Annotated in this window: 14 protein-coding genes; 4 read left to right on the top strand and 10 right to left on the bottom strand. The window is 36.3% G+C overall.

The window, feature by feature from the left end; genetic code table 11:
- The 3 genes from GSY47_RS10090 to GSY47_RS10100 all read left to right on the top strand — a co-directional run.
- On the top strand, positions 1 to 4,249 hold a 4,249-nt coding region (locus GSY47_RS10090), incomplete at its 5' end, for a T9SS type B sorting domain-containing protein (protein ID WP_219071251.1).
- Positions 4,250 to 4,303: 54 nt separating this feature from the next.
- Complete coding sequence (locus GSY47_RS10095) at positions 4,304 to 5,227, top strand: PorP/SprF family type IX secretion system membrane protein (RefSeq protein WP_179003505.1); 924 nt, start codon at positions 4,304 to 4,306, stop codon at positions 5,225 to 5,227.
- 12 nt (positions 5,228 to 5,239) lie between these two features.
- Positions 5,240 to 7,168 carry an OmpA family protein gene (locus GSY47_RS10100; RefSeq protein ID WP_179003504.1) on the top strand — a complete coding sequence of 643 codons (1,929 nt, stop codon included), beginning with the start codon at positions 5,240 to 5,242 and terminating at the stop codon, positions 7,166 to 7,168.
- A gap of 94 nt (positions 7,169 to 7,262) precedes the next feature.
- On the opposite strand, the gene GSY47_RS10105 is transcribed toward GSY47_RS10100, so the two are convergent.
- The 10 genes from GSY47_RS10105 to GSY47_RS10150 form a co-directional block, all read right to left on the bottom strand.
- A complete protein-coding gene (locus tag GSY47_RS10105; RefSeq protein ID WP_179003503.1) occupies positions 7,263 to 7,688 on the bottom strand; it encodes an MgtC/SapB family protein in 426 nt (141 codons plus the stop codon).
- A gap of 8 nt (positions 7,689 to 7,696) precedes the next feature.
- The gene (locus tag GSY47_RS10110) at positions 7,697 to 8,110 is read right to left on the bottom strand and encodes a 3-hydroxyacyl-ACP dehydratase FabZ family protein (protein WP_179003502.1); all 414 of its coding nucleotides are present in this window, start codon (positions 8,108 to 8,110) and stop codon (positions 7,697 to 7,699) included.
- A 148-nt stretch (positions 8,111 to 8,258) separates the two neighbouring features.
- On the bottom strand, positions 8,259 to 9,242 hold the full coding sequence (locus tag GSY47_RS10115; protein WP_179003782.1) for a glycoside hydrolase family 43 protein: 984 nt from the start codon (positions 9,240 to 9,242) through the stop codon (positions 8,259 to 8,261).
- 201 nt (positions 9,243 to 9,443) lie between these two features.
- Positions 9,444 to 10,625: an aldose epimerase family protein gene (locus tag GSY47_RS10120; RefSeq protein WP_219071252.1), complete on the bottom strand. Its 1,182-nt coding sequence runs from the start codon at positions 10,623 to 10,625 to the stop codon at positions 9,444 to 9,446.
- 24 nt (positions 10,626 to 10,649) lie between these two features.
- The gene (locus tag GSY47_RS10125) at positions 10,650 to 11,672 is read right to left on the bottom strand and encodes a glycoside hydrolase family 43 protein (RefSeq protein ID WP_179003500.1); all 1,023 of its coding nucleotides are present in this window, start codon (positions 11,670 to 11,672) and stop codon (positions 10,650 to 10,652) included.
- A 95-nt stretch (positions 11,673 to 11,767) separates the two neighbouring features.
- Positions 11,768 to 13,582 carry a glycoside hydrolase family 2 protein gene (locus tag GSY47_RS10130; RefSeq protein WP_179003499.1) on the bottom strand — a complete coding sequence of 605 codons (1,815 nt, stop codon included), beginning with the start codon at positions 13,580 to 13,582 and terminating at the stop codon, positions 11,768 to 11,770.
- Between the two features lie 233 nt (positions 13,583 to 13,815).
- Positions 13,816 to 14,850, bottom strand: a complete 1,035-nt coding sequence (locus GSY47_RS10135) for a glycoside hydrolase family 43 protein (protein ID WP_219071253.1) — start codon at positions 14,848 to 14,850, stop codon at positions 13,816 to 13,818.
- A 416-nt stretch (positions 14,851 to 15,266) separates the two neighbouring features.
- Positions 15,267 to 16,439: a glycoside hydrolase 5 family protein gene (locus tag GSY47_RS10140; protein ID WP_179003497.1), complete on the bottom strand. Its 1,173-nt coding sequence runs from the start codon at positions 16,437 to 16,439 to the stop codon at positions 15,267 to 15,269.
- A gap of 82 nt (positions 16,440 to 16,521) precedes the next feature.
- Positions 16,522 to 18,045, bottom strand: coding sequence for a RagB/SusD family nutrient uptake outer membrane protein (locus GSY47_RS10145; protein WP_179003496.1), 1,524 nt, complete (start codon positions 18,043 to 18,045; stop codon positions 16,522 to 16,524).
- A gap of 16 nt (positions 18,046 to 18,061) precedes the next feature.
- A complete protein-coding gene (locus GSY47_RS10150; RefSeq protein ID WP_219071254.1) occupies positions 18,062 to 21,091 on the bottom strand; it encodes a SusC/RagA family TonB-linked outer membrane protein in 3,030 nt (1,009 codons plus the stop codon).
- Positions 21,092 to 21,481: 390 nt separating this feature from the next.
- Between GSY47_RS10150 and GSY47_RS10155 the strand changes: the two genes are divergently transcribed.
- Entirely contained in the window at positions 21,482 to 25,408 is a 3,927-nt protein-coding gene (locus GSY47_RS10155) for a hybrid sensor histidine kinase/response regulator transcription factor (RefSeq protein ID WP_179003494.1), read from the top strand.
- Positions 25,409 to 25,454: the final 46 nt, after the last annotated feature.

A 25,454-nucleotide genomic window follows, 5' to 3' on the forward strand; every position in this document is an offset into this window, starting at 1 on the left:
TCCAAATAACGGAATTACAACGGAAGACGATTATGCTGAAGCGACAACAACACCAATTGCAACCTCTGCCGATTTATCTTTAACTAAATCAGTAAATAATGCTACTCCGCTTGCTGGTTCACAAGTAATTTTCAACCTTCAGGTAAACAATGCAGGACCTCAGGCTACAGATAATGTTACCGTTACTGATTTACTGCCTTCTGGTTACACTTATATTTCTTACACTGCAACAGCCGGAAGTTATGATGCTGTAACTGGACTTTGGATAGTTGGAAGCATGCCAATTGCAACGACACACACTTTACAAATCACAGCTTTAGTCAATGCAACAGGAAATTATACTAATAGTGCAGAAATAACAGCCAGCAGTCAGCCTGATCCAGATTCGACTCCAAATAACGGAATTACAACGGAAGACGATTATGCTGAAGCTACAACAACGCCAACAGCACAATCATCTGACCTATCATTAACCAAAACAGTGAACAATACCAATCCTCTAACCGGATCTCTCGTAACTTTTGAAGTTGTTGTTACTAATAATGGTCCACAAGATAATACAGGTGTTCAAATAACAGATTTATTGCCTTCAGGATATACCTTCAGCAGTTATACAGTTTCAACAGGAACTTATAATTCAACAACAGGGATATGGAATATTGGTAATTTGGACAACGGCGAATCTGAAACATTACAAATTACTGCCATTGTAAATGCCACAGGAGATTATTTAAATATTGCCGAAGTAACTGCAGCCAATCTTCCTGATCCAAACTCAACTCCAAATAATGGTGTTCCAACAGAAAATGATTATGCAACTGCTACAATTACGCCAACAGCACTATCCGCAGATTTATCTTTAACTAAAACAGTTAACAATGCTACTCCATTAGTAGGTTCTTTGGTTACTTTTGAAGTGGTTGTAACGAATAATGGTCCACAGGACACTTCAGGCGTAACCGTTACCGATCTGCTTCCAAATGGTTATACGTATTCTAATTTTACTATTTCTACAGGAACTTACAATCCAATAACAGGATTATGGACTGTTGGAAACTTAGTTAATGGAAAATCAGAAACCCTGCAAATTCTAGCTGTAGTAAATCCGACAGGAAATTACGTAAACGTTGCTGAAATAACCGCAAGCGCACTTCCCGATCCTGATTCAACTCCAAATAATGGTGTTATAACTGAAGATGATTATGCAACAGCTACTGTTACTCCAAATGCACAAGCTGCTGATTTAGCTTTAACCAAAACAGTGAACAATCCAACACCTCTAGTTGGTTCTCCAGTTATTTTCGAAGTAATTGCGACCAATAACGGTCCGCAAAATACAACTGGAGTTGAAGTAACCGATTTACTTCCATCTGGATATACTTTCGTGAATTACAGCGTGACAAAAGGTGTTTATAATGCTACAACTGGAAAATGGACAATTGGTTCATTTCTAAATGGAGATTCTCAAGTTTTAAGAATCACAGCGATCGTAAATTCAACAGGGAATTATGAAAATATTGCAGAAGTAACGGCAAGCAATCTCCCAGATCCAAATTCAACTCCGGGAAATGCAATTCCAACAGAAAATGATTATGCAACTGCTACAACTGCACCTTTAGGACAATCGGCAGATTTAACTTTAACTAAAACAGTAAGCAGCGCTACACCTTTAATTGGATCTGCTGTAACTTTTGAAATTATTATTACCAACAAAGGTCCGCAAAATGCTACCGGAGTTGAAGTTACAGATTTACTTCCTTCCGGTTATACCTTTAGCAATTTTACTGCTACAAAAGGAACTTATGTTAGTACAACTGGAAAGTGGAATATTGGTTCTTTAGCTAATGGGGATTCTCAAACACTTCAACTAACAGCGATTGTAAACGCCACTGGGAATTACTTAAACACGACCGAAGTTACCGCCAGCAGTCTGCCTGATCCAAATTCAATACCAAATAATGGAGTTACTACAGAAGATGATTATGCAAGTGCTATAACTACGCCTGTCGTTCCTATGGCCGATTTATCGCTTACTAAAGCAGTTGTTGGAGGTAATTTAAGTCCGATATTTGGAGCAACTATTACTTTTGAAATAACAGTAAATAACAGCGGGCCACAAACTGCAACTGGAGTCCAAGTAAAAGATCTTTTACCAAGCGGTTATGAATATATCGTATACAGTTCAACTGCCGGACAATATTACAATACTACAGGAATCTGGGATATCGGATCGATTCCAAACGGAAGTTCTGAGTCTTTGTTGGTATCTGCCAAAGTAAATACTACCGGTGTTTATCAAAATATTGCTGAAGTATATGCTTCTAATGAGTTAGATCCCGATTCAACACCAAATAATGGTGCCAGTGGCGAAGATGACATCAGTTCTGTACTACTAAATCCAGTTCCAGCTGTAGCTGATCTTTCTATAGAAAAAAGAGTAATTAATAATATGCTTACACCAAATGTAGGATCACAAATTACGTTCTCGATTACTGTAACCAATTCAGGTCCTAGTATAGCTACAGGAGTAACCGTAAGAGACATTATCCCTACCGGATATGAATATATCTTTTATAATTCAACTTCCGGCGCATACGACCGCTCAACTGGTGAATGGAATCCAGGAATTATCCTGCCTGGAAACAGTCATACTTTATTACTAAACGTGAATGTAAAAAGCCCAACTGGAGCACCAAATGAATACTTAAATATTGCCGAAATCATGACATCGGATCAATTTGATCCTGATAGTACACCTGGAAACGGAGTCACTACAGAAGATGATTACGATAGTATTTCGGTTACGCCGGTAATTGTAATGGCAGATTTATCCATCAGCAAAACGGCATTAAACCAAAATAATGTTTATGATGTTGGAGCAACCGTTATTTTCACCGTTACCGTTAAAAATGATGGTCCTGCCAATGCAAGCGGTGTAATGGTCAAAGATTTACTGCCTCCTGGATTTACCTATTTAACCAGTAGTCCAACCAGCGGTTTGTATAACTATATAACTGGAGTTTGGAATGTCGGTAATATTGCTAACGGAACCGATCAGTCACTTGATATCTACACTCGTGTCAATCCGCCATCGGGAACTGGAAATGAATATACAAATGTAACGGAAGTCATTGCCAGCAATCTGCCCGATCCAGATTCGACTCCAAACAACGGTGTTACAACAGAAGACGATTATGACAGTTTAACCATCAATGTTGCCGTAGCCGATTTAAGCCTGGAAAAAACAGTAAACAATAAAAACGCAAACGTAAACGAAGTCGTAACCTTTACCTTGCAACTTAACAATGAAGGACCAAGTACAGCAACAGGAGTCGCTGTTGAGGATATTATTCCGCTTGGTTACAAGAACATTTCTAACATCAACAATGGCGGTATTTTTAGCCTAAATACCATTAAATGGGTAAACTTAACAGTTCCTGTGGGAGGTATTTCATTAACCTATCAAGCCACTGTTGCAAATCCGCTTGGATTGGAAAGTGTCGATTATGTAAATATTGCCCAGGTTACGGCAAGTAATCAGTTTGATCCGGATTCAACACCAAATAACGATAACGGAGATCAAAGCGAAGATGACGAAGATTCTGAATTTATAAACATTCCTTCTACAGATATAGCTATCAACAAAGAAGTAGATAAAACAGATGTTCCAATGGATACTCAGGTGACTTTTTCGATAACTGCTGAAAATCTAGGCACTCTAACTGCTACAAACGTAGAACTTCAGGATTTACTTCCAAAAGGATATTCTTTCGTAAGTTCAACTGTTACTTCAGGAACTTATGATGTTAAAACTGGTATCTGGAACATTCCGACAATTAATACAGGAGCTTTACAAACATTGACTCTCATTGTTAAAGTGGTTGATTTTAATGATTATTTGAATACAGCACATTTAACAAAACTGGATCAGATTGACACCAATTCGGCAAATAATCAGGACAGCGCTACGGTTTCTCCAAACTGTCTGAAAATTTACAATGAGTTCTCGCCAAATGATGATGGTACAAACGACTTCTTCTATATTGATTGTATCGACAGATATCCAAACAATCAGTTGGAAATCTTTAACCGTTGGGGGAATCTGGTGTATTACAAAAAAGGCTATAACAATACTTGGGATGGAAAAGCAGACGGTTCTGCCAAAACGCTTCCAGAAGGCACCTATTTCTATATTCTTGATTTAGGAGATGGATCTAAAAAAACATCTGGATGGGTTTATCTAAAATAAAATCATCAGGAAAAACAAAAATTTAAGAATAGGATTAACCAAAATAAATTGGCTATGATTAAAAATATAAAAAAGGTTTTCGCACTACTAACTCTATTCTCAGTATATGGAGCCTTTGCACAGCAAGACCCACAATATACACAGTACATGTACAATACACTCACAGTAAACTCTGCCTACGCAGGTTCGCTGGGACATTTAGCCATAACCGGAATTTACAGAACACAATGGGTTGGAATTGAAGGTGCTCCAGATACACAAAGTTTTACACTGGATACGCCTGTTGGGAAAAATGTAGGTCTTGGAATTTCGATTGTAAACGAAGAAATTGGTCCAACCGAAGAACAATATTTAGATGCTAATTTCTCTTATACCATTAAATCTGGTGAATCACACAAACTCTCTTTCGGAATAAAAGGAGGCGGACGTGTTATCAATATCGATTGGTCTAAAGGAAGCCATAAAGATCCCGATGTGCAATTCCGTGAAAACATAACTAATAAATTTCTGCCTGTTGTGGGTGCTGGATTATACTGGCACGGCGAAAGAGATTATATCGGACTTTCGATTCCTAATTTTATGACCCGAGAGCGATATACTTATGACGATATTGCCGATGATCTTGTTAACGAAAGGATGCACTTATATCTTATTGGCGGTATTGTGTTTGATCTTTCGGCACATACCAAGTTCAAACCCACTGTTTTAGTAAAATATGTTGCTGGTGCTCCTATTATTGCCGATTTTTCAGCCAATTTTATGTTTAATAATGCTCTTACACTTGGTGTTTCTTATCGGACATCGGATTCTGTAAGCGGGTTGGTTGGCATCCAAATTACACCAATGATTATGGCTGGTTATGCTTACGATTACACCACAACCGCATTGCAGAATTACAACAGCGGTACGCATGAAATTATGCTTCGTTTTGAACTGGTTTCACGCAAAAAAGGACTTAAATCACCAAGATTCTTTTAATATGGACAGTCTATGAAAAGAACAATTACTATACTCGCATTATTGGTCATACAGCTGACTTATTCTCAGACCAAGAACAAAACTGCCGATGCTCTTTTTGATAAGATGTATTATGTTGAGGCTGCCAAATCGTATGAACTTTCTATAAACAATGGAGATGCTTCAAAAGAAATACTTCAAAAACTTGGAGATGCTTATTATTTCAATACCAGAATGTCAAGTGCTTCAAAATGGTATGGAAAACTAATTTCAGAATATCCAAATGAGGTTTCTGCTGAATATCTATTTCGTTATGCGCAATCCTTACAGGGAATTCAAAATTATGAACTGGCAAAAAAATGGATGAAGGCTTTCGCCGAGAAACAAAAATCAACCGATGCCAGAGCCAAGAACTTTTCATTAAAAAACGTAACACTGGAAGATATTGAAAACATAAAACCATCTTTTCTGCTAGAAAATCTAGACATTAATTCGGCATATTCCGATTTTGGCCCAATGTATTACAAAGGCGATTTGGTTTACTCTACTACTGTCGATTCCTCCTATTGGAAAACCGATAGATATGGATGGAACGATCAGCCATACTTAAATATGCAATTGGGAAAAATTAGCGAAACCCAGTCTAATGTTACTTTTAAAGAGCGTTTTGGGAAAGACATAACCACAAAATATCATGAAGCCTGTATTGCCTTTTCTCCCGACGAAAAAACCATTTATTTTACCCGAAATAACTATAACGGCAAACTAAAACGCGACAGCAAAGGCATTAATAATCTCAAAATCTTTTCTGCTACAGCTACAGAAAACAGCAACGGCACGGTTTCATGGAAAGATATAAAAGAACTGCCTTTTAACAGCGATAATTATTCCGTTGGACATCCTTCCGTAAGCAAAGATGGTAAAAGGCTTTATTTTGTTTCTGATATGCCTGGCACGATTGGTTCAACAGATATTTTCGTAGTGGATATTTTAGGTAATAATCAATTTTCTGAACCTAAAAATTTGGGCAAGAAAATAAATACAACCGGCCGTGAAATGTTTCCCTACATTACAGATCAGGCACTCTATTTTTCTTCTGACGGATTCTTAGGCTTAGGAGGTTTAGATGTTTTTGAAAGTCGAATAAATAATGTTTTTTTTGATACTCCTAACAATCTTGGCGCACCATTAAACAGTAATCGAGATGATTTTGGTTACATTGTGAACGAAACGACCAATAAAGGTTTTGTATGTTCTAACAGAAAAACAGGAAAAGGTGATGATGATATTTACTCTTTTGAACGTTCCTGCAACCAAGCCATTAGCGGTTATGTTTTTGATGCGATTTCAAACAATAGAATCGCAGGAGCTATGGTAACGTTAAAAAATGCAAACGGTATCAAAATTGCTGAAACCGTTTCTCAGCTGGACGGAAAATATGATTTCAATAACAATGTAAATTGTAATACTGCTTATAACATTGAAGTCTCAAAAGAGAACTATAACAACAATACTAAAGCCATTACAACAGCAAACAGTTCTGGAAAAACCGAAGCTCTTATTGGTTTAGATCCTGCATTAATCGCCCGTGAAAATGGTGTTTTAAAAATAAAAATCGGTATCATTTTTTTTGATTTAGACAAATCCAATATCCGCTATGATGCTGCAATAGAATTAAATAAAGTGGTTTTATTAATGCATCAGTACAACAACATCGTAATCAAAATCGAATCTCATACCGATTCCCGAGCCAACGATCAATACAATTTAGAACTGTCTGACAGACGAGCAAAAGCTACAAGAGATTATCTGATTTCGCAGGGAGTTGCTCCGGAAAGAATTGAAAGCGCCATTGGTTACGGAGAAACACAATTAATCAATAATTGCTCAAATGGAGTTCCATGTACCGATGCACAGCACCAAATGAACCGAAGAAGCGAATTCATTATCACTAAAATGTAGAGATTTGTACTTTAGAATTCAGATTTTAGATTCTAAGCAGTGCGTTTAGGATTTGAGATTTATATTTTGGAATTTGGCTTTTAAATATTGGAATTTACCCCTTTCTATTTTTCAACCATTTATCAATAGGCTCGATAGCGGTATTGATGAGAATGACGATAAGCGTGCAAATTAAAGCTTCTAAGAAATAACCTGAAGCAGCAGTACTTCCAATCGCAGCACTGCACCAAATTGTCGCTGCTGAATTTAATCCATGAACATTATCGCCTTCGCGAAAGATAACTCCTGCACCTAAAAATCCAACTCCCATTACTACTTGGGCAGTAATACGGGTTACGTCAATATTGGCTTCTGTTTCTGCTACTTTAATCGACAGCAAAACAAAAGTTGCAGCACCAATTGCCACAAGTGTATTGGTTTTCAATCCCGTTTCTTTGTGATGCCATTGTCTTTCAAAACCAATGATCAGTCCTGCAATTGCAGCTACCACAAGACGTGTTAAGAATTCGATTGTACTCAATTTTCTATTTATTGAAGTTTAACACACAGCCATTCCCCTTTTAAAACCAATTTATCATCAACAAAAGCTTCTCCAGCTTGTTTGATAATTTTTTCGCTTAAGCGAATGTTCTTCACGACAAACTTTACTAGTTTTTTGAATTCTACGCCAGCAAAAAACTCTACATTGTCTAAACTTACCAATCCAAAAACGCCGTCAGCAACACCCAAAAGCTTCACTCCTGCGCCACCGACTTGTGCCATAGCTTCAATTAAAATGGTTCCTGGAACAAAACTTAATTCCGGAAAACTGCCCTGAAGCCAAACATCTTTTTCTGTAAAGGTCTTTAAACCAACGATTGTTTCGGTTGTATACGAGATAATTTCATCCACAAACAAAAATGGGGCTCTGTGCGGAATTAAATCTTCTATCTTCTGACTCATGATTTTTATTTTTGAACAATGTACGAATCTGAGCCGAGATAGACAATACTAATATTCGATCTCTGCTGAATGACTATCAATTTCCATTAAAAAAGAGATGCTATTGGCATCTCTTTCCGCGTTATTAACTCTAAAATCACAAAGCTTTTTATTCGTTCAGTAAAACAAAACTTTTAGCATTTGCTTTGATTTTAGTTCCTTCAAAATCAATATCGATAATTCCTGCTTTTCTTGGCGAAACACCGCTATTGCTAAAATGAGTATGCAAAACATATTTCATTTTTCCGTTTTTATCATAAAAAACATCACCATGGCCTACTCCATTAATTCCAACATCCTTACGGCTTATAATTGGACTATCCGCTGCTTTCTCCCAAGGACCGTAAGGACTTTTTGCTGTTGCATATCCTACTGCATAATCTGGATTTCTAAAATCGTTTGCAGAATAAATCATGTAATACAAATCATTATGTTTTAGTACCGTCGGACCTTCTGTAACTGGCCAAGATACATTTTGAGTATTTTCCCAAGGAAGTAATCCAGAAATGCATTCTTTTAATGTTTCTTCTTTAATTCCAGACAGCTCATTATTTAATTCTGCGACAAAGATTCGGTTCCCATTAGTCAAACGTACGTGATAAAGGTATTTTTTGCCGTCCTGATCAATAAAAACAAACGGATCGATCTGATTCCCCGAATTAAACATTGAAGCCTTTAAATCGCTTTTAAATGGCCCAATCGGACTTTCACTGCTTGCGATAGCAATATTCTCATCAGCGGTATAAATCATGTAGAATTTGTTTTCGTATTTAAAAACCTGCGGTGCCCAAAAACCTTTTGTTCCAAATGCGTCTCCTTTTTTAAGCGCCAACCCGTTTTGTACTCCAACAGGACCTTTCCATTTTTTAAGATCGGTTGATGTATACACCATAAATCCTTCTCCGTTTAGCGGCGTTTCGCCAGTTGTCGTTCCGTACAAATAATAAACTCCATTATCAAAAAAAATAGTCGGATCAGCCAACAGAATCGGAGATTCTTTTTGAGCCGTTTTTTTGCCCGTTTCTTTCTCTTGAGAACAGCAAAAAAAGACACAAAATAGTGCAAATAAGCTAAAATATTTTTTCATAACCATCATTAAACTTTTTATTTAATTAACTTTATTTAAAAACTAAATATCAAATAGTTAAATAGCAACTATAGAAAACCTCTATAATAGAAATTCAGGCAAAAAATAGCTATTTTACTCAAAAAACCTATTTTAATTTTGTGAAAAAGAAGTGCTAAAATCTTCTTCAAAAAACGGTTCTCTACTTGTAACTTTTTAACTTAAAACTTATAACTTTTCAGCTGAAAATTGATACAAAGAAACCGTATGATACTTCTCTCCTGCTTTTAATGTAATCTGAGGGAATTTTGGCTGGTTTGGAGCATCTGGAAAATGCTGTGTTTCAAGAGCAAAGGCAGTCCTAAAATCATCTTTTGCACCTGATTTAAAGGTATTTTTACTCTGCATAAAATTACCGCTATAAATCTGTAAACCAATTTCTTCTGTGTAAACATCTAAAGTAATACCTGAAATATCTCCTTTTATTGTTGCTGCATGAACAAAACCATCTTTTTTAGCAGTACTGAGAACATAATTATGATCGTAACCCTTCCCAAATTTCAGCTGATCGTCTTTGGTTTCGATTCTTTCACCAATGGTATGTTTTGAAGTAAAATCAAAAGGCGTATTTTTCACAGATTTTAGTTCTCCTGTCGGAATCAAACCTTCGTCTACTGGCGTAAATTTATCTCCGTAAATCTGTAATTCGTGATTTAAAATCGTACCGCTTCCCTCTCCGTTTAAGTTGAAAAAAGCATGATTAGTTAAGTTGACAATGGTGGTTTTATCCGTTGTCGCTTCGTATTCCATTCTTACGGCATTATCCTCTGTAAGCGTATAAGTTACTTTTACATTTAAATTCCCAGGAAAACCTTGCTCACCGTCTGGCGAAAGATAGGTAAAAACCAAAGTGTTTTCGTTTGTCTTTTCGGCATTCCAAACCACATCCTGAAATCCCTTCACACCGCCGTGTAATGCGTTTTTCCCATTGTTTAACGGAATTTGATATTGCTTTCCTTCCAGCGTAAATTTACCTAATGCAACTCTGTTGCCTACTCTTCCAATTGTAGCACCAAAATACGGCTCAGTTGCAGTTTTAAAGCCTTTTACACTGTTCATTCCAACCACGACATCAGTTGGTTTTCCGTTTTTATTATTAACCCATAAACCTACTAATCGCCCGCCATAGTTGGTAAACGCAGCTTTTATCCCTTTGTTTTCAATCCAATACAAACCCACTTTTTTGCCGTCGATGATAGTATCGAAATTTTTAGTTTCTAAGACTGTTTTTACCGAATCTGCAGCAATTTCAGCGGTTTCTTTTGAAACTGAATTTTCTTTTTTATTGTCTTTACAATTGAATTGCAAAAGTGCCAATATTAAAACCGCAGTAATCTGAATATTTTTCATTTATCGAATTTTAAAATTTTGTTGTTATTTTGACGGAATTGCCAGCTTGGTTTCTTCACTCACTGGCTCACCCAAAACTGGATATCCATTTGTATCCCAATCTATTCTTTGCATTCTTGGAGATCTTTTGTTTCCGCAACCCTCTCCTGGATTGGAATTGGCGTGATACAAAATCCAATCTTCTTTTCCGTCTGGAGATTTGAAAAATGAATTGTGTCCCGGTGCGTAAACTTTATTTTTTTCCGATTGTTTGAAGATGGGTTCAGGAGATTTTTTCCAAGCATTTGGATCTAATAGATTATCTTCGCCATTAAAAGCTAACAATCCCAAAGCATAAAAATCAGTCCAGCAACCACTTGCCGAAAACACAATGAAAATTTTCCCATTCCTTTCTAAAAACTGAGGCCCTTCATTTACATTTACCTGTGGCGGATTTACATCATCATGCAAGGCACCATGTATTTCCCAGTCGTATGTTGGTGCAGAAATCATAACTCGGTCGCCGTCTATTTCTAATGGGTTCTTCATTTTAGCAATGTAAATATTCTGCTGCCCATTGGTATCTCCTTCCCAGCCTGCCCAAATCATGTACAATTGTTTTTTATATTCAAAAACATTTCCGTCAATTGCCCATTTATCAGTTTTTGCTGCGATTTTGCCTTTAAATTCAAAATTCCCTTTAAACGGATCTGAGGATTTATTCTCCAAAACATACATCCTGTGATTGTTGTTATCGCCATTATCGGCAGCAAAATAACAATACCATTTTCCGTTGATAATATGAAACTCCGGTGCCCAGATTTCAGCAGAATAATTCGTGTTTTTTGGTGGTGTCCAAATTACTTTGCTTTCAGCATTTTTTATATCTGACAAGTCTTTTGTTTTCCATAAAACGAGTTTATTTCCCAAGGTATTAGTGTAGTAATAATAGCCCTTATAGTAAGTACTGTAAGGATCTGCTCCCGATGGCAGTATTGGGTTTGTAAATGTTTTTTGCTGCGCAAAACTTATTGTCGTGAACAGGAAAAGAAATAGGTATTTTTTCATTTTAGTTTTTTTTTATTTGAATTTTTCCCGCAGATTTGGCAGATCGTGCAGATTATTTTATCTGTTAAATCTGCCAAATCTGCGAGAGGAAAAAATCATTTTTGATTCAAAGCATTTATAACTTCTGTATTGACTTTATTTACAGCCTTGAAATCCATTTTATCAACTTTACGATCGTAAGTCATAAAACCGTTTACTTCTCCTTCAACATCTGTTGTTTGAGTATAGACCGCTGCAGAGAATCCCGTTTTAACATATTTTCGAAGCGTTTCCGCGTACTTTATGTATTCGGTGGTAACTTCACCTGCATTTTTAAATTTAATGTAACCCCAGTTGTCATTTGCTCTCCAAAGATGTCCTTCAAGTGGCAAACCGATTCCGCCATATTCTCCCAGCACTGTAACTCTTCTTGCATCATACAAATACATTTCTGGACCTGGATAATTATGCAAATCCAAAATATCGCCAGTTTGAAAATGATTTCCTCCACTAGCAGAATTAATCAGACGGGTTGAATCGTGGTTCTTTGTCCATTCTGTAATTTCAACCGTTTTAAATTGTCCCCAAGCTTCGTTAAACGGAACCCAAACCACAATACTTGGATAAGAATACAAATGATCCATAATCTCTCTCCATTCTTTTCTATAGATTTCTTCGGACTTTGCAGAACGTTGCAACTCTGTTGCATCAAAATATTTTCTGTTTTGCCAGATTGGCTGCTCGTCCCCGCTTGGCATATCCTGCCAAACCAGAATTCCCAGCTGATCACAATGCGTATACCAGCGTTCCGGCTCTACTTTTACGTGTTTACGAATCATATTAAAACCTAATTCTTTTGTTTTTATGATGTCGTATTTCAAAGCTTCGTCAGTCGGAGCAGTGTACAATCCATCTGGCCACCAGCCTTGGTCTAAAGGTCCGTATTGAAAATAATCTTTGTTGTTTAGCTGCATTCTCAAAATACCGTTTTCATCTCTTTTGGAAGAAATTTTACGCATCGCAAAATAACTCTTTACCTCATCAACCACTTTATTTTTGCTGATCAAGCGAATTTTAGTCTGATACAAAAACGGATTTTCTGGCGACCATAATTTTGGAGAATTTAAGACAATATCATTACTCTCTCCAACAACCGCTTTTTCTTTGGCAATTTCTTTTCCGTTATCAAAAACAGAAATTTCCACTAAATCCCCTTTTTCAGCTCCGTTAACTTCAGCTTTAATACTAATGGTATTTTGATCGATATTTGGAGTTGTTTTTAATTCCGTAATATTTTTAGCATTTACAGGCTCAATCCAAACCGTCTGCCAGATTCCGGTAACAGGCGTATACCAGATTCCTTCCGGATTTTTAACTTGTTTTCCTCTTGGCTGAGGCCCGTCATTTGATGGATCCCAAACTTTCACAACTAATTTCTGATTTTTTCCTTTTTGAATGAATGGCGAAATATCAAACGAAAATGGTGTATAACCTCCCGTATGCGATCCTACTTTTACATCATTCACAAAAACCTCTGTTTTCCAATCTACAGCGCCAAAATGCAACAGAATGTTTTTGCCATTCCATCCTGATTCAATTGAAAAATTGGTTTCATACCAAAGTTCGTTTTTAGCTCCCACTTCTTTCATCACTCCAGACAAGCTTGATTCGGTGGCAAACGGAACCAAAATTTGCCCATCATATTTTGAAGGTGCTGTTTTTCCAAATTCCTGAATACTGTAATTCCACAAACCATTCAGATTCTTCCATTGGCTACGCTCCATAATTGGACGGGGGTATTCCGGCAATGTTTTATTTGGATCCACCTGTTCTGCCCATTTGGTCTTGATTTTGTCGCCTTGAGGTTTCCATTGCGCATTTACCATCAAAACAGATAATAAAGCGATAAAAACGATACTTTTTCTTTTCATGCTGTATATATATTTGAGGCAATTTTCAATTAAAAAAATGCCATCGTGTTTTCTAAACTAAAATTGAATTACCAGACTTATCTCCACATAAGCCTGGTAATTACTGAACTAAACTAACTTAACTAACCATATTTTTGGAGAGTATCAAGATTGTATTAAGTGTTAAGATTTTTTCTGAGTAGTCCTCACTTACTTTTAGCATATCTCTTCTCTTAATCCTTAATACTCCCATCTTAATTCTTCTTCCCGAATTTCTTGACCAAACTGTCGTATTCTTTTTTAGAGATTGTAATCATGCAGCCGTGGCGTACTTTTTCTGGGAGACTGTATTTATCCCAATCCGAGAAAAAAGTATAACCTGAGGCTTGATACCAAGGTCCATTTAGATTATCTGCGATAGATAATCCGTACGAAACTCCTGGGTATTGTTCGTAATACATATACCATATTTTATCATCTGGAGAAGGAATCAGCATTGGTGCTTCTCTGAAGTTTGGACTGATAGATTGCTGGGGCAAAGAATAAGGTCCTAAAAGATTTTTGGATTTAGCAATTCGAATAGTTTTACCTGTTGTCCAATACAAAGTTGGATACGTTTCGTCTTTAATTACGGCATAATAGGAATCGCCTACTTTACGGATAAAAACATCGATGGTTCCCATATCCCAGTCGAATAAACGGTTTGGTGGCCCCTCGAAAGTTTTTAAATCTTTAGACAAAACATACAATGTTCGCTGACTTGCCCAATAACGCTCTCCATCTTCTTTTGTACCTTCCAAATGCGGCGTATGCCAGGTCATGATAAACTTTTGCGAATCTTTTTCGTAATATAATTTTGGAGCTCCAATTCGCTGTAAAGCGTTTCCATAATCAGGCGTGCTTTTTAAATCGGGCGTATAATCGGAGTTTTTTTTCCAAGTAATCAAATCATCCGAAACCCAGATATTGATGCTTTTAGCATCATCACCTGTATTTCCTGCAATGTAATATTTTCCATCTGGCCCTTTGCAGATATCCGGATGTCCTTTGTACTCTTCAAAAACGCGTTTTCCATTATTTAGATTTTCCCAATGCAATCCATCCAAGCTTACAGAATAGTACAGTCTGCCGTAATCGTTATGCGTCATGTGAGCAAACAGATAGGCTTCATTCTTTGGTTTTTCGTTTCCTTTAACTTGTCCCGGCGGATCTGGTTGTTGTGCTTTCGCTGAAAAGCTAGCAAAAATCACCGCTAGAAAAAAGAGTTGTTTTATTGTGTGTGTTTTCATTGCTGTTCATTTTAGTTTATTGCCCACGGATTAAACTGATGAAACGGGTTTCCGCTGATTATTTTTTTTGCCACAGATTAAAGGATTAAAATGATTTTTTAAACACATAGAAACATAGATTTACTTTGCCGGTAAAGGCGTTTCACTTGCATTAATAAACATAGCTTACGCAATCTTGTCATTCCGAGGAACGGGGAATCTCCGCAAGTAACTCCGTAGCGAATTTCCAATCTTTGTAGAGTTTCCAGAGGAGATTCCTCGTTCCTCGGAATGACAAACTACGCGAGAACTATGTGTAGAAACTAGTTTCTTTTACATTCTTTTTAATAATTTTAAAATCTATGTTTCTATGTGTTTGATTTTTTTGCCACAAACCTTAATCATTTTAATCTGTGAAATCTGTGACTAAAAGATCTTTATTTCTTATTTGCCTCAGAAGTCATTTTTTTGATTAAATCGGTTTCGGCTTTGATGTATGGCGTTCCGTCTGTGTGCAATACGTCGTGAAACCATAGTTTTGGCTCAGCAGTGTATGTTTTTGTCCAGCTGTCCCAAGCGTATTTGGTTTGTGTTTTTCCATCCACAAATCCCCAGTTGATCATGCCAACATTGTATTTTCTGGCAAGAGGCAAAAATCCTTCGAAAGTGCTTCCGTTTGGTCTAGCCATGTATTCTGTACAAATCAATGGTTTTCCGTAACGCTGTAATTGTTTTACCACTCTTTCAAAATCTGCTGGTTTATCATAATTGTGGAAAGAAACAATATCCGACTGCTCAATCTGCATTTTGTGCATTGGTTTCATTTTCGCTTCGTCGCTCCAATCTCCAACCCAAACTCCTGAAGTTAATGGCTGTGACGGATTACTTTCTCTCGCCCAGGCAAAAACATCTTTTAAAAGTGGCAGAATCAAATCGACTTTGTTTTTGATTTCTACTTTTTCATACGAAGGCCCTGTCATATTATCCGGCTCATTCCACACATCCCAGCCTAAAATACGGTTGTCATCTTTAAAATGAGCTACGGTCTCTTTTACATATTTCTCTAAACGAGGATATTGTGTTTTATCCTGAAGCGCTTTTTGTCCCGGAGACTGCACCCAGCCTGAATTGTGAGTATGCGGTTTTGGAGCTCTTTGTTTTCCTAAAACTGGAAACGGATCCCAGCAGGAATCAAACAACACAAAAAGTGTTTTAATGTGGTGTTTATCTGCAATTTCAAGAAACTGATCCATGCGTTTATACAAACCTTCAGCGTCTTGCTCGTGCAATAAATCGTGCAAATAGACACGCATAACGTTCATGCCTAAGTTTTCTGCCCAGCCTAATTCCTGATCAATTCTTTTGGGATCAAAAGTGTCCGACTGCCACATCTCTAACTGATTTATAGCTGTGCTAGGAGAATAATTTGCCCCAACCAACCAAGGCTGTTCTGCATACCATTTATTGGCCTGATCTTTTGTCCAGATTTCTCTTGTTTCAACCGAAGCGGTTTCATTTTTCTTTTCTTCAGAAGTACTCTTTTTGTTGTTACAGCTTAGCAATACTAATCCTGCCAACATTACTGTCAGACACAATTTTACTTTCTTCATTTCAATATTGTTATTATGAACAATTGTTCTTTATGATAAGGGAATCAGACCAATAAATCTGATTCCCTCAAAAAATTAGTTTTTAATATCCTGAGTTTTGCTCCAGATTTGGATTATTATCTACATCGCTTTGCGGAATTGGCATTCTGTGATTTTTCCCCACTTTGAAGTTTTTAAAATCTGAATCACGAAGCGCAATTTTATCAACAGCAGCCTGAGTATTTAAATCTCCCCAACGTTTTAGATCTTCCCAGCGAACACTTTCTCCACATAATTCTAAAACTCTTTCCATTTTCAAACGCTCTAGGAACTTGTCATGGTCGTTTCCAATTTCAGGATGCGCTGTTGCTAAAGGATTCATATTTACACGAGCTCTTACCTGATCAACATATTGATAAGCTTCGGCAGTACTTCCTAATTCGTTTAAAACTTCGGCATAGCGCAATAAAATATCACCGTAACGAACCAATCTGTAGTTTACCTGGCTGTAGTAGTCTTCATTATCTCTATAATAATCACGACTTCCTTTTCTGAACCAGGCTTCATTATTATTCCATTCCCAGTTTCTGTTATAGGTTTTGTCTCCAAAATCAGCCAATAAATCAGGATAATATAAAGTCCATCTCAAACGAATATCCAAATTGCCGTCTTTGTTTTTTTCTTCTTTGAAAGCATTCACTAACCAAAAACGAGCTTGTCCATCAGACCATCCAATTCCTCTTGGCGCAAAAAACTGACAACGGTTACTGGAAACTGCTGCATTTTGTGCTTCGTCAGTTCCTCCTTTTCTTTGGTCTCCAAACTGGATTTCAAAAACAGATTCGCTGTTGTTTTCATTTACGTCTGTAAAATTATCTCTGTAGTTCGCCACCAAACTGTATCTTGCTCCAGGGCCTGTTATTAAATATTCAAGAGCTGTTTTCGCATCAGACCATTTTCTTTGCTGCATGTATAATTTTGCTAAAAATGCTTTTGCAGCTCCTTTATCAGGTCTCCCTGTCTGATCTGTTCCCCATTTCGCTGGCAGATCATCAAAAGATTCATTCAAATCTTTTTCAATCTGAGCCCAGATTTCATCCACCTTTTTTTGTTGTGGCAAATCTGCTGGTGTAGACGGATCTAAAACCAACGGAACGTCTTCCCAGATCACTGCTAGATAATAGTAATGTAAGGCTCTGAAAAACTTAGCCTGAGCAATAATCTTCTTTTTATCATCTTCATTTTGGAAAGTGATATTTGGAACATTCGCTAAAACTTGGTTGCATCTAAAAATCGCTTTATAGCTGTCTCTCCATGTTACCGCATTTCCTTCCCAAAAATTATAATTGATGTAATTGAACCTCGTCCAATCTGCCAATTCCGTCCACGGACTCACACTATAACCTTCATCAGAAGTCAAATCTAAACGGAAATACATCCATCTTGCCCAAAGACCATCTTTGTAAAACATGGCATAAATAGAGTTTACACCAGCTTGTGCATCACTTTCAGTTTTCCAATATTGGTCAACTGTTATATCATTAGGGCTGTTCAGGTCTAGTTCGTTTTCACAAGCAGTAAAAACAAGACCTAGAAAAGCTGCGGTTAGTATAATTATTTTTTTCATTATGCTATTTTTTTAATTAAAAGCTAAAATCAACACCAAGTGAATACGTTTTAAGATTTGGGAAAGCGCCATTATCTACACCTCTTTCGAAAATATTACTATTTGTAAATTCAGGATCTAAACCTTTATATTTTGTAATGGTAAGAATGTTTTGCGCTGATAATGTCAATCTCGCTCTTGAAATACCTGAATTCTTTAAAACACTTTGAGGCAGATTATATCCAAATCCAATATATTTCAATCTGATAAAATCTCCGTTTTCTAAGAAACGATCACTGTCTCCTCTTGAATTTAATGTAGATCCTTTTGTTACTCTAGGAAAATCGGTATTAGGATTTTCTGGTGTCCAAGGCTGAATACCAGCTCTATAGTTACTATTGTCATCAAATCTGTCGACAACACTTCTAAATCCATTGTAAACAGTAGCTCCGTGCGAAGCAATCCAGTTCATAGAAAAGTCAAAACCTTTGTATTCTGCTCCTGCATTTAGACCCATTTCAAATTCCGGCCACGGACTTCCCACAATAGCTTTATCTGTACTGGTAATTTGTCCGTCTCCATTAACATCTTTAAAACGAATGTCTCCAGGAACAGCATTTGGCATAATTACCTGACCATTTGCATTTTTGTAGTTGTCAATTTCCTGTTGGTTTTGAAACAATCCATCGGTCTGCAACACATACCACATTCCAACTGGATTACCTGCTCTTGTGATGGTATTTCCTGAAATGTTTTCATTTTGACCATTTCCTAATGAAACCAGCTTATTATTTACTTTTGTAAAGTTGATAGAAGCATTAAAAGAGAATTCGTTGATTTTTTTGTTATAAGCCAATTCCAATTCAAGACCTTTATTTTCTACAGTTGCAGCATTTGAAATTGGATTTCCGCCATCATTTCCAGTAGTCAATAAAATTGGGAAACCAAACAATACATCTTGTGTACGGGCAATAAAATAATCTGCCGTAAAACGTAAATCATTATTTAAAACCGCTAAGTCTAAACCGAAATTGGTTTGTTTTAATTTTTCCCAACGCAATTGTGAATTCGACAATTTGACCTGAGCAGCAGAAGAAAACAAATTCTGATCATTACCTAACACAATGGCTCCAAAATTGTTTACGAAGCTTTTGTATTCGTAGTAACCAATATTTCCAGAACCTAATTCTCCATAACTCGCTCTCAATTTTAAATCTTTAATGAATTCAGATTTAAAGAAAGATTCGTTGCTTACTCTCCAGCCTGCTGAAACAGAAGGAAAATTACCCCATTTGTTTTCATCACTGAACCTTGATGATCCGTCACGTCTTAAAACAGCATTCAATAAATAACGATTGTCATAATTGTATTCAATTCTTCCCAGATATGATGCAAGTGCTGCTTCATTAATAAACCCACCAACTACCGGCGAATCTCCCTGATTTAAAACTTCATAATACTGTCCAGTACCCGAATTCATTGGCAGATTTCTCTTTGTTCCATAAATCTGATCGTATTTGTCTTTTTGAAAAGTCTGACCCACCAAAACCGTTAGATCATGTTTACCAAATTCTTTTTTAAAAGTCAAAGTATTTTCGAACAACGTAGTCTGGGATCTTCCTTTGTTTTGATCTGTCTGAGATGGATCTACCGGTTGGTTTAAAGTCCAGTTTCCTACTTTTCTCATGAATTTATAAGAGTCAAAACTGGTTTCGTAGCCAAAGTTGAAGCGATATTTCAGCCAAGGAGCAAATTTTAATTCAGACCAGATGTTTCCTCTAATTCTGAAATTTTCATTTGTTGTATTCGCAAAATCAGCAATTGCTAGAGGGTTTGTACCAAAAGTATCTGCAACGCCTTGTTTTCCGTACCCATATCCTCCTGGATTTGAAGCATCATAAAGCGGAATTGTTGGTGTCATTCTATACACATCAATAATTGGATTCCCAGACATTTCATCTGTTTTAGAATTACTGATAGCCAAGTTTTCTCCAATACTGAAAATTCCTTTTGTACCACTTGAGTTGACGCGGAATGAAATTCTATCAAAATCAGTTCCAATAACCGTTCCTTCATTTCCAAAATAATTTGCGGACATAAAAAACGTAGAATTTTCGTTTCCTCCAGAAAAACTAGCATTATAGTCCTGAATCATTCCGGTTCTGAATGTAGCATCTTGCCAATCCGTATTTACTGCCATGTTAAGATTTTGCCTATTGTATATAGTATTTCCGCCACTATCTGCTTTAGCATTATCATAGGCCATATTATTCCATTTAGCAAACTCTTCAGTTCCCATCAAATTGTAACGAGGCATGATTTGAAAACTGCTTTTTGCCGAAACTTCAACTTGCAACGGGCCTTTTTTTCCTTTTTTAGTAGTAATAATGATTACTCCATTTGCAGCTCTTGAACCGTAGATAGCGGCTGCCGAAGCATCTTTTAAAACCTGAATACTTTCAATATCATTTGGGTTAAAATCTCTATTTCCTGTGGTTACTAAACCATCAATTACATACAAAGGATTTGTATTTTGAAGATTTTTAAGACCACGAATCTCTACATTCGCTTCCTGCCCAGGACGTCCGCCACCACGAACTTTAACTCCCGTAACTAAACCTTGTAATCCGTCTGCCACTGTAGTAACCTGGCGTTTTTGAATTTCTTCTGGTTTTACTAAAGAAACAGCTCCGGTAAGGTCTTTCTTTTGCTGCGATCCATAACCTACCACAACAATTTCGTTGAGTTTCATGGCATCTTCTTCTAAAGTAATATTGATTGAAGTTCTGTTGTTAACTGCAACTTCTGTCGTTTTGTAGCCTTGCGAGCTGAAAACTAATGTTTGATTCCCGCCGACTGCAATTTTGAAGCTTCCGTCAAAATCTGTAGCGGCACCATTTTGTGTTCCTTTTATTAAAACATTCGCAAAAGGAATCGCTTCTCCCGAAGCGGCTGTGACTTTTCCCGTAACCGTGATCTGTTGGGCAAAAGCGGACTGCAGTAATAAACTAAAGAAAACTAAGAGGTAATATCTCTTCGTTAAAAAGTGAGTGAGCTTTGTTTTCATTGATTTTTGCATTTTAGATAGTTTCATTTCTTTTTGTGGTTTGGTTGGAAATATTGCGTTTTTAATCGTCCGGAAATCGAACAAGTAAAGAATCAATATTCTTTTCTAGTACTAAATTGTTCATTTTGTTTCAAAATTGTTAATGGTTCGATTTTTCAAAGTTTATTTTATTGATAGTATATTTTTAACCTTAAAATTTTATCAATATCATTTATTTGAAAATTCAAATTAGGCGCTTTTTATTCAAAATAAAATGCTTCATTTGTGTCAATATCTCTCGCAAATGATTCAAATTGTACAAAAAAGGTCAATATTAACAAGCCTTGCAACATTTTGTAGAATATTGAGACGATTTGCAGAAACATTGATTTCAGCCTTAAAAAACAGCTTATGCGTAAATTCTTTCTTTTTTTACTTTTCAGCATTTTTTCGATACATTTTTCAAATGCTCAGGAATATTATTTTAAACATTTTCAGGTCGAAGAAGGGCTTTCTAACAATACCGTATTAACCTCATTACAAGACAATGACGGTTTTATGTGGTTTGGAACAAAAGATGGCTTGAACCGCTTTGATGGTTATCGTTTTAAGACCTACAGAAGCAATGGAGATCCGATTCACAGCCTTGGAAGCAATTATATTCAGTCATTACATGAAAATAATGGCACCATCTGGGTTGGAACCGATAAAGGTTTATATCATTATGACAAGAAGCTGGATCGTTTCTCGATTTTGAATGAAGCCATTAATGATCGTATCAATGACATCAATCACGACCTAAAAGGCAACATTTGGTTCATTTCGGGCAACATTTTGTATAAGTATGCACCAAATAAAAAAGAAACGACCACTTTCAACCCAAACAAATATTTTGTTTCTACTTCTATTACGAGAGATTACAAAGGCGAAATCTGGGCTTCTTCTTTAAATAAGATTTATCATTATTCAGAAGAAAATCATTCTTTTGAAAATATTACCTTAAATCCGCCAGCGAATAAAGCGAATTTCAGAATTACAGTAATTTATGCCGTTGATCCAGAAAATGTCGTAATTGGAACACAAGACGACGGAATTCTGATTTACAATCGAAAAGACAAAACGACAAACGAACTGAAATTTGGCATTAAAGAACCCGTTTTTGTTCGTCAATTTAAGAAAAGAGGAAACGATGAACTTTGGATTGCAAGCGAATCCGGCGTTTATGTTTATAATTTAAAGACCAAAACGGCTGTAAATCTTAAAAAGAATTACAATGATCCGTATGCGATTTCAGACAATGCTGCCTATTCTATTTTGATTGATAAAGAAAATGGTGTTTGGATTGGAACTTATTTTGGCGGTGTCAATTATCATCAAAAACAATATACCCAGTTTAAAAAATACTTTCCGCAGGAAGGCCAGAATTCTATTAGCGGAAGCGCTGTCAGAGAAATTCATAAAGACGATCAAGGTGATTTATGGATTGGAACGGAAGATGCGGGTGTAAATCGTTTTAATCCGAAAACACAAAAATTTACTTCTTATCCTGTTTCCTACTATAATATTCATGCTTTAATGCCAAGAAAAGACAAAATCTGGGTCGGAACTTTTGAGCATGGCTTGGATGTTCTAGATCGAAATTCCGGCAAGATTTTAAAACATTACAGTGCCAATGATGGAAGCGGTCTGCACAGCAACTTTATTTTTTCTTTTTATGAAATGAAAAATAACGATTTGATTGTCGTGACTACATCTGGCCTTTACCGATATAATGAACAGGCTGATAATTTTGAAATCCTGAAATTCTTTCCGGAGACTTTTCATTATACCAATTTTAAAGAAGACAGCGACGGTAATCTTTGGGCGGGAAGTTATCGCGACGGTTTGTTGTTTTATAATCCGAAAACCAAAAAGAAAGAGGTTTTTACCTACGATTATAAAAATCCAAATGGAATCAGCAACAATACCATGAATGCTATTTTTGAAGACAGTTCCAAAAATTTATGGATTGCTACAGAAAATGGTTTAAATCTGGTGGATCGAAAGAAACACACTTTTACCAAATTCACTACCAAAAACGGAATGCCAAGCAACGTTTTCTATTCCATTTTAGAAGATGATGCTAAAAATTTATGGCTAACGACTTCTAAAGGTTTGGTAAAATTTGGCCCGGATCATAAAACAATCAAGATTTTTACTACTGCAAATGGTTTATTGAGTGATCAGTTTAATTACAATTCGGCTTTTAAAGATGCAAACGGCGATATGTATTTTGGAAATCTGAACGGAATGATCAGTTTTAATCCGAAGCATTTTACCAAAAACAAATACACTCCTTTTATCTATATCACCAATCTTCAGATCAATAATAAGGATATCGAAGTAAACAGTCCCGACTCGCCTATTTCACAATCAATTTCGTTTCTGGACGAATTGGAACTCAACAACAGTCAGTCTTCATTTAATCTCGAATTTGCTTCTTTAAACTATACCGCGCCAGAATTGACCGAATATTGGTTTCAATTGGAAAATGTAAACAATGATTGGGTTTATTTAGGAAGAAACAACAAGGTTTTCTTTACCGAATTGGCGCCTGGCGATTATGTTTTTAAAGTAAAATCCTTAAATAGTTTTGGTGTTTGGAGTAAGGAAGTGAAACTAAAAATCACGATTCTGCCACCGTTTTACGCGAGTACTTTGGCTTATATTCTCTATTTCGTATTAATATGCGCCGGATTCTACTACATCATTCGTTATTCGCAGAATCTTACTCAGATTAAGAATAACCGCAAAATCAAACATCTGAATGATGAAAAAGAAAAAGAAATCTATCAGGCTAAAATTGATTTTTTTACGAATGTAGCACACGAAATCAGAACGCCGTTGACTTTGATAAAAGGGCCTTTGGAGAAACTTTTAGGCATAGAATACGAATCGAAAGAAGTTCCTCAACATCTTTCGATCATGAAAAAAAATACTTCCCGTTTGTTGAAATTAGTTAACGAATTACTTGATTTTAGAAAATCGGAAATTGGCGGATTGAAACTGACTTTTGTTGAAACGAATATTTCTTCGATGGTTCGAAACTTTCATTTAAGATTCAGCCAGTTAATCGAAGAACGCGGACTTCAGTTTGAATTGGAATTGGGTGAAAAAGATATTTTTGCTTTTGTTGATAAAGAAGCCTTTAAAAAGATTTTAAGCAATTTAATCAATAATGCCATCAAATACTCAAACGAAAAAGTCATCATTTCTTTGTTTCGAGATGAAAAGAAACTGACTTTAATTGTAAAAAATGACGGAAATGTGATTCCGATTCATTTAAAAGACAAGATTTTTGAACCTTTCTTTAGAGTCGATGACAGCAGTACGGCTTCCGGAACTGGAATTGGACTTTCGCTAGCGCATTCGTTGGCACAATTGCATAACGGAAATTTGAAATTAGTGGAAGATTTAAATTATAACATTTTCGAATTGACTGTTCCGTTACATCAGGAACAGGAATTTATGCTTTACGCCGATTCTAAAAAAGAGGAAGAAGAAACTGAAACATCGAAAGAAACTGTTGAAATCAAAAACGAAAAAGCACAGATTTTGGTGGTTGAAGACAATGAAGATCTTTTGAGTTTTATTACCTCAGAATTGGCTGGAACTTATGCTATTTTGAAAGCTGAAAATGGTGAAGAAGCGCTGAAAATCATTCATAACGAAAACATTCAATTGGTAATTTCCGATGTTTCGATGCCAATTATGGACGGAATTACGATGTGCAAAACCATTAAAACCAATCTGGAAACGAGTCATATTCCCGTTATTTTATTAACTGCGAAAAACTCGCTCAAATCACAAATTGACGGACTTGAAGTGGGCGCCGATGCTTATATCGCGAAACCATTTTCTATGGATTATTTAAAAGTACAGGCCAATAATCTGATCGAAAACCGAAGACAGATTATGAATTACTACGCGAGTTCACCTCTTTCGCATATTAAAAGCATCGCCCACAATAAAACGGATGAAAAATTCCTAAAAAAACTCGACGATGAAATCCTTAAAAACATTACCGATCAGGATTTGAGTGTAGAATCGCTTGCCGAAATCATGAATATGAGCCGTTCGACTTTATACCGAAAAATCAAAGACATCACGAATCTAAGTCCAAACGAACTGATTAATATTGTTCGCTTAAAACGCGCCGCGGAATTATTATTGAATGAAAATTATAAAATGTACGAAATCGCAGAAATGGTAGGTTACAAATCACAAACGAGCTTTGGGCGAAATTTCCAAAAGCATTTTAATATGTCGCCTTCGGATTATATTCAGACGAATCGTTAATTATTTTAAACACATAGAAACATAGATACTACTAACGCAAAAAGGC

It is taken from the genome of Flavobacterium quisquiliarum (genome assembly GCF_019308285.1).
GTDB classification, from domain to species: Bacteria; Bacteroidota; Bacteroidia; order Flavobacteriales; family Flavobacteriaceae; genus Flavobacterium; species Flavobacterium quisquiliarum.

Excerpts from the sequence above, each read along its gene's own strand:
- GSY47_RS10150 (WP_219071254.1), bottom strand. The coding sequence starts at position 21,091 with ATGAAAACAAAGCTCACTCACTTTTTAACGAAGAGATATTACCTCTTA.
- GSY47_RS10140 (WP_179003497.1), bottom strand. The coding sequence starts at position 16,439 with ATGAAGAAAGTAAAATTGTGTCTGACAGTAATGTTGGCAGGATTAGTA.
- GSY47_RS10155 (WP_179003494.1), top strand. The coding sequence starts at position 21,482 with ATGCGTAAATTCTTTCTTTTTTTACTTTTCAGCATTTTTTCGATACAT.
- GSY47_RS10100 (WP_179003504.1), top strand. The coding sequence starts at position 5,240 with ATGAAAAGAACAATTACTATACTCGCATTATTGGTCATACAGCTGACT.
- GSY47_RS10130 (WP_179003499.1), bottom strand. The coding sequence starts at position 13,582 with ATGAAAAGAAAAAGTATCGTTTTTATCGCTTTATTATCTGTTTTGATG.
- GSY47_RS10145 (WP_179003496.1), bottom strand. The coding sequence starts at position 18,045 with ATGAAAAAAATAATTATACTAACCGCAGCTTTTCTAGGTCTTGTTTTT.
- GSY47_RS10110 (WP_179003502.1), bottom strand. The coding sequence starts at position 8,110 with ATGAGTCAGAAGATAGAAGATTTAATTCCGCACAGAGCCCCATTTTTG.
- GSY47_RS10115 (WP_179003782.1), bottom strand. The coding sequence starts at position 9,242 with ATGGTTATGAAAAAATATTTTAGCTTATTTGCACTATTTTGTGTCTTT.
- GSY47_RS10120 (WP_219071252.1), bottom strand. The coding sequence starts at position 10,625 with ATGAAAAATATTCAGATTACTGCGGTTTTAATATTGGCACTTTTGCAA.
- GSY47_RS10135 (WP_219071253.1), bottom strand. The coding sequence starts at position 14,850 with ATGAAAACACACACAATAAAACAACTCTTTTTTCTAGCGGTGATTTTT.
- GSY47_RS10095 (WP_179003505.1), top strand. The coding sequence starts at position 4,304 with ATGATTAAAAATATAAAAAAGGTTTTCGCACTACTAACTCTATTCTCA.
- GSY47_RS10125 (WP_179003500.1), bottom strand. The coding sequence starts at position 11,672 with ATGAAAAAATACCTATTTCTTTTCCTGTTCACGACAATAAGTTTTGCG.